This is a genomic window from Nocardia alba NBRC 108234 (genome assembly GCF_001612665.1).
Classification (GTDB): Bacteria; Actinomycetota; Actinomycetes; order Mycobacteriales; family Mycobacteriaceae; genus Nocardia; species Nocardia alba.
In genome coordinates this window covers 216,373-222,849 of record NZ_BDAX01000023.1, presented here as the reverse complement: position 1 = coordinate 222,849, position 6,477 = coordinate 216,373, and the positions used below count along the sequence as shown (strand labels likewise).

General features: G+C 65.4%; 5 protein-coding genes. All 5 read right to left on the bottom strand.

Annotation, left to right across the window (positions count from 1 at the left end; genetic code table 11):
* Positions 1 to 57 precede the first annotated feature (57 nt).
* The 5 genes from tgt to NA12_RS24685 all read right to left on the bottom strand — a co-directional run bounded on the left by tgt (position 58) and on the right by NA12_RS24685 (position 6,304).
* Entirely contained in the window at positions 58 to 1,311 is a 1,254-nt protein-coding gene (tgt, locus tag NA12_RS24705) for a tRNA guanosine(34) transglycosylase Tgt (RefSeq protein ID WP_067455942.1), read from the bottom strand.
* A 190-nt stretch (positions 1,312 to 1,501) separates the two neighbouring features.
* On the bottom strand, positions 1,502 to 3,409 hold the full coding sequence (locus tag NA12_RS24700; RefSeq protein ID WP_067455939.1) for an ABC transporter ATP-binding protein: 1,908 nt from the start codon (positions 3,407 to 3,409) through the stop codon (positions 1,502 to 1,504).
* Positions 3,406 to 5,139: an ABC transporter ATP-binding protein gene (locus NA12_RS24695; protein ID WP_067455936.1), complete on the bottom strand. Its 1,734-nt coding sequence runs from the start codon at positions 5,137 to 5,139 to the stop codon at positions 3,406 to 3,408. The genes NA12_RS24700 and NA12_RS24695 overlap by 4 nt, the downstream gene beginning before the upstream one ends.
* An 84-nt stretch (positions 5,140 to 5,223) precedes the next feature.
* The gene (locus NA12_RS24690) at positions 5,224 to 5,700 is read right to left on the bottom strand and encodes an RrF2 family transcriptional regulator (RefSeq protein ID WP_067455933.1); all 477 of its coding nucleotides are present in this window, start codon (positions 5,698 to 5,700) and stop codon (positions 5,224 to 5,226) included.
* 10 nt (positions 5,701 to 5,710) lie between these two features.
* Positions 5,711 to 6,304, bottom strand: a complete 594-nt coding sequence (locus NA12_RS24685; RefSeq protein WP_067455930.1) for a TetR/AcrR family transcriptional regulator — start codon at positions 6,302 to 6,304, stop codon at positions 5,711 to 5,713.
* Positions 6,305 to 6,477 lie beyond the last annotated feature (173 nt).

The window sequence follows — 6,477 nt, the reverse complement described above, 5'->3', positions numbered from 1 at the left end:
CTGGGACTACCGATCCTGGTACCCGACCCAGCCCTTCAGTTCCCCGCTCCCCATCGCCTACTCCCCCGGCACCTTGATCCGCCCTCGCCACTGCCCCAAGAACTCCTTCTTGAACTCATCGAAGTACCCACCCTCGATACTGCCCCTGATGCGGTCAACGAGCCGAATCGTGAACCGCTCGTTGTGAATCGTGCACAACGTCGCCGAAAGCATCTCCTTCGCCTTGAACAGATGATGCAGATACGCGCGGGTGTAGTGCGCGCAGGTATAGCAGTCACACTCCTCGTCGATAGGAGTGAAGTCCCGACGGAACCGCGCGGTGTTGATGTTGAACCGGCCCTCGTCGACATAGATCGCGGCATTACGCGCCACCCGCGAGGGATTGACGCAGTCGAACGTATCCGCCCCGTTCTCGATCGCCGTGAACATGTCCTCCGGCTCGCTGATCCCCAGCATGTGGCGTGGTTTTGCCTCGGGCAGCTCATCACAGCACCATCCGACAGTAGTGCCGAGGTTGTGCTTTTCGAGCGCTCCGCCGATGCCGTATCCGTCGAATTCCGTTCCGCCCACACCCCGGATCGACTCCAGTTCACGACAAGCCTTGCGCCGCAGATCTTCGTACTGCGCGCCCTGGATCACCGCGAACAGCGCCTGATACGGCCGATGCCCGCGTACCGCCGTGAGCCGTTCGTGTTCGTCGATGCAGCGCTGCGCCCACTCGTGCGTGCGCTGCAGCGACTTCTCCTGGTAGCCACGGGTATTCATCAAGGTGGTCAGCTCGTCGAAGGCGAACATGATGTCCGCGCCGAGTTCGTGCTGGATGCCCATCGACACCTCGGGTGTGAATCGATGCTTCGATCCATCCAGGTGTGAACGGAAGGTGACCCCGTCGTCATCGACGGTGGCCAGCCGCTCCTTGCCCGCCGCGATCACCTGATCGGATCGAATATCCACGGCCTCCATGGCGAGGACCTTCTTGAACCCCACCCCCAGCGACATGACCTGGAACCCCCCGCTGTCGGTGAAGGTGGGCCCCGGCCAGTTCATGAACTTCCCGAGCCCACCCGCCTCATCGACAACGTCGGCGCCGGGTTGCAGATACAGGTGGTAGGCGTTGGCCAGCAGCGCCTGCGCCCCGATCTCGCGCATCGTCTCCGGCAGCACAGCCTTCACCGAAGCCTTGGTTCCCACCGGAATGAAGGCGGGCGTGGCGATCTCGCCGTGCGGGGTGGAGATCACCCCGGTCCGACCGTGCCTGCCCCCGTCCAGACGGGTACCTACTTCGAAGGAGAACTCGCTGCGATCAGCCACCGCCCCATCGTGCCAGCCCTGCGCACCGCCCCCGGGGCCGCACTCCCCGACCCCGAGGAGGGGACGCCGACGAAGTCGGCGGTTCGCGCCCGTCCCGTCGATCAGGCGCCGTTGCGTAGGCGACGAAGGAGCAAGCAACGGTGCCTGATCGACGGGACCGCCAGGGGCGCGAACTCGAGCGCGCCAGCGCTCAATCAGATACAGCCGCGAACTGGGCGTTGTACAGGTTGTAATAGGGTCCGCGCTCGGCCAGTAGCCGATCGTGGGTGCCGTGTTCGACGATGCGACCTTTGTCCATCACGACGATCAGATCCGCGTCACGGATCGTCGAAAGCCGATGCGCGATCACGAAACTGGTGCGGTCGCGGCGCAGGGCCGCGGTGGCGTGCTGGACCAGCGACTCGGTACGGGTGTCGACCGAGCTGGTCGCCTCGTCCAGAATCAGGATCGACGGTTTGGCCAGGAACGCGCGGGCGATCGTGATGAGCTGCTTCTCGCCCGCGCTCACCCCGCCGCCCTCCTCGTCGATGATCGTGTCGTAGCCGTGGGGCAGCGCGTGCACGAACCGGTCGACGTAGGCCGCCGTGGCCGCGGCCTGGATGTCGGCTTCCGACGCCGTCGGGTTGCCGTAGGCGATGTTCTCGCGGATGGTGCCCTTGAACAGCCACGTGTCCTGCAGCACCATGCCGATGCGCGAGCGCAGGTGATCGCGGGTGATGGTGGTGATGTCGACGTCGTCGATCGCGATGGTGCCCGCGTCGAGTTCGTAGAAGCGCATCAGCAGGTTCACCAGCGTGGTCTTGCCCGCGCCGGTGGGGCCGACGATGGCGACCACATGGCCGGGATCGGCTACCAGCGAAAGCCGTTCGATGACAGGCGTTTCCGGGTCGTAGCCGAAGGACACCGCTTCGAACTCCACCCGTCCCCGATCCACCGGGCGCGCGTTCTCCAGCACCGGGTCGGGGGACTGTTCCTCGGCGTCGAGGATCTCGAAGATCCGTTCCGCCGAGGCGACGCCGGACTGGAGCAGGTTCGCCATCGCGCCGATCTGGGTGAGCGGCTGGCTGAACTGGCGCGAGTACTGGATGAACGCCTGCACATCGCCGAGCGACAGGTTGCCGGTGGCCACTCGGAGCCCGCCGACCAGCGCGATGAACACGAAGTTCACGTTTCCGAGGAACATGATGGCCGGCATGATCAGGCCGGAGATGAACTGTGCCTTGAAGCTCGCGTTATAGAGCTTGTCGTTGCGCTTGTCGAACTCCTCGCCGACCTCGCGGCCGCGGCCGAACGCGGTGATGATCTCGTGGCCGGTGTAGGCCTCTTCCACCGAGGAGTTCACCTCGCCGGTGTATCTCCACTGGTCGACGAAGTGTGGCTTGGATCGCTTGGCGATCTGCGCGGTGACCACGATCGCGGCGGGCACCGTGAGCAGCGCCAGCAGCGCCAGCAGCGGCGAGATCCAGAACATCATGATCAGGATGCCGATCACGGAGAACACCGAGACCAGCAGCTGGCTCATCGTCTGCTGCAGGCTCTGCGAGACATTGTCGACGTCGTTGGTGACGCGGCTGAGCACGTCACCGCGCGGCGCGGTGTCGAAGTAGCGCAGCGGCAGCCGGTGCAGCTTCTGCTCCACCTCGTCGCGCAACCGCTTCACGGTCTGGTTGATGACGATATTGAGCAGGTAGCCCTGCAGCCAACCGAACACCGCGGCGGCCACGTACAGCGCGAGCACGAGCATCAGCACGTGCCCGACAGCCTCGAAGTCGATGCCGGTTCCCGGGATCACGTTCATCGCCGAGAGCATGTCGGCGCGGGTGTTCTCGCCCTGGTCGCGCAGCAATTCGACGGTCTGGTCCTTGGTGAGCCCGGGCGCGAGCTGCTTGCCGACGAAGCCGTCGAACACCAGGTTCGTCGCCTTACCGAGCAGGTACGGACCCAGCGTATTGAGCACCACGGAGGTGATCACCAGCGCGACGATCACCGCGACCGTGAACTTCTCGGGAGCCAGCCTGCTCAGCAGTCGCTTCAGCGACGGCTTGAACGATTTGGCCTTGGATTGCGGGCCCCCGGGTACGGGTCCACCTGGCCTCATCGGGCTTCCTCCACACTCAGCTGGGACTCGACGATCTCGCGGTATTCCGAGCAGGTCCGCATCAGTTCGTCGTGGGTTCCGATGCCGGCCATCGCACCGTCTTCGAGGACGACGATCTGGTCGGCGTCGCGAATCGTCTGAATCCGCTGGGCCACGATGATCACCGACGCGTCGGCGGTCTCGGGCTTCAGCGCGGCGCGCAGCCGGGCGTCGGTGGCGACATCGAGCGCGGAGAACGAATCGTCGAACAGGAAGATTCGTGGTCTGCGGACCAGCGCGCGGGCGATACACAGCCGCTGACGCTGACCGCCCGACACCGTGGTGCCACCCTGGGCCACCGGAGTATCGAGCCCCTGTGGCATCTCCCGCACGAAATCGGCCGCCTGGGCGACCTCGAGCGCGTGCCAGAGCTCGTCGTCGGTGGCGTCGGGCTTGCCGTAGCGCAGGTTGGTCGCGATGGTGCCGGAGAAAAGGTATGCCTTCTGCGGCACCAGTCCGATCCCATTTCGCAGGAGTTCGAGGTCTAGATGGCGCACATCGGCGCCGCCGATGTAGACCGCGCCATCGGTGACGTCGATCAGGCGCGGGATCAGGTTGAGCAGCGTGGTCTTGCCGGCTCCGGTCGACCCGACGATGGCGGTGGTGGAACCGGGTTCCACCTGGAACCGGATACCGCGCAGCACCGGCTTCTCCGCGCCGGGGAAAGCGAATTCCGCGAACCGCATGTCGACGGTGGCCTGGTCACCCGCGAACGACTGCGGCGACCCCGGCGGCTGGACCGAGGACTCGGTCTCCAGCACTCCGCCGATCCGATCGGCGGAGACGGCCGCACGCGGGGCCATCATCGCCAGGAACGAAGCCATCATGACGGCCATCAGGATCTGCATGACGTAGGACAGCATCGCGGTGAGCGAACCGATCTGCATGGTGCCGTTGTTCACGTGGTGACCGCCGAACCAGATCACCCCGACCGCGGTGAGATTACTGATCAACATCACGGTCGGGAACATCAGCGCCATGAGCTTGCCGACGCGCACAGACGCGTCGGTGAGCGCGGTGTTGGCCGTGCCGAAACGCCAGATCTCCTGCCGCTCACGCACGAACGCGCGCACCACCCTGATACCGGTGATCTGCTCGCGCAGCACTCGGTTGACCCCATCGATGCGTTCCTGCATCTGCCGGAACCCGGGCACCATCCTGGCCACGATCGTGCCCATGGACAGCGCGAGGGCGGGCACCGCGATCAGCAGCAACCACGACAGCCCGAGATCCTCGCGCAGCGCCATGATGACGCCGCCGATACACATGATCGGCGCCATCACCAGGATGGTCACCGACATGACGATGAGCAGCTGAACCTGCTGAATATCGTTGGTCGAGCGGGTGATCAGCGACGGTGCGCCGAACATCCCCACCTCTCTGGCCGAGAAGGTCTCCACCCGGTGCAGCACGCCGCCGCGCATGTCGCGACCGGCGCCCATCGCCGCCTGCGCGCCGAAGTACACCGATGCCGACGATGCCACGATCTGCACGCAGCTCACCGCGAGCATCCACAGACCGGTGTTCCAGATATAACCGATATCGCCCTTGGTGACGCCATCGTCGATCAGGTCGGCGTTGAGACTGGGCAGGTAGAGCATCGCGATAACCGAGATCAGCTGGAGAACGAGGACACCCGCCAGCTGAGCGCGGTACGGGGCCAGATAGGTCCGCAGCAGGGAGATCAACATGATGGTCGAAGGCTACAGCGCGCGGGTGACCAGCGCCGAGCACTTTTACCCACCCTGTGGATAACTATCGGACTGTGGATAACCTCAGGTCCCCGCGGGTGTGCGCGGCTCGCGCCGCACCCAGGCGCCGGGGTCGGCGACCAGCTCACCGATGAAACCCGGCAGCCGGTCGGTGGCGACGTCGGCGATGGTGACGTTCTCCAGCACCGCCCGGATATTGACGCGCAGCGCGATCCACACCTGCTGCAGAGGTTCCGCCGCGCCGGGGTAGCGCACATCTTCGGGCCGCTGTCCGCGCACCGACGCCAGCGGCGATTCCACCGCGCGGATCACATCGGCCACCGAGATCTCGGTCGCGGGCCTGCCGAGGCGATACCCGCCGTCGGGCCCGCGCCTGCTCAATACCAGCTCGGCGCGACGCAGTTCGGCCAACACCGTCTCCAGCACCTTCGGTGGGATCTGCGCGGCGGCGGCGATGGCCTCGGACTTGACGACTCCATCGGCCGCGGCGAGTTCGAGCAGCGTTCGCACCGCGTAATCGACCCTGGCGGTGATATGCACGGTGTCGAACTTACGCGGTGCCGCATGCGGTCAGTACGCAGGTCGCCGCGTCGAGCAGGGTCCGCTCCACCAGCTCGTCGGTGGCGCCGGGCGCGAGTTCCGACGACACCAGCGCCACTCCGAGCACCTCGATCGCCGCCGAGGCTCGCAGCCGAGAGCTCTGGGTCGGGCTGGGCCCGGCCAGCCACTCCCGCAGCTCACGGGTGGGTTCCATCAGGTCGGGGTAGCGATCGGCGATGGCGTTGACGATGGCCGCGGTATCGCGCACGCAGAGCGCGCCCGCGTCGCGATGGCGGATCATGCCGCGCAGGTAGGTGCGCAGGACCGCGCGGATACCTTCGTCGTTGTACGGAACGGCCTCGATATCGTCGACGATGGCGCGCATGTGATCGATGATCGGATCGATGATCGCCATAAGCAGATCGAGCTTCGACGCGTAGTGGTAATAGAGCGAAGCCTTGGTGATTCCCACCACATCCGCCACTTCGCGCAGGCTCGTCTGCTCGAAGCCCTTGGCGGAGAACAGCTGCACCGCGGCGTCGCGGATCGCCTGTTTAGTGCCCCCACCTGCGGTGACGGTGTCGATGGTGTCTCGGGCGGGCATGGCGGAAATCCTCCCATGATTCGATGTGACGGATCCTGTGTCCCCGATATCGAGGTTGCTCCTCCACTTATTCACTAGGTAGTCTACCTACCGCACGGTAGGCAGAAAACGATGTTGTGGAGGCGGGTCCCGCTGGGGTGGCCCGCGAGTGCTGTCTACGAGCCATGCCACCC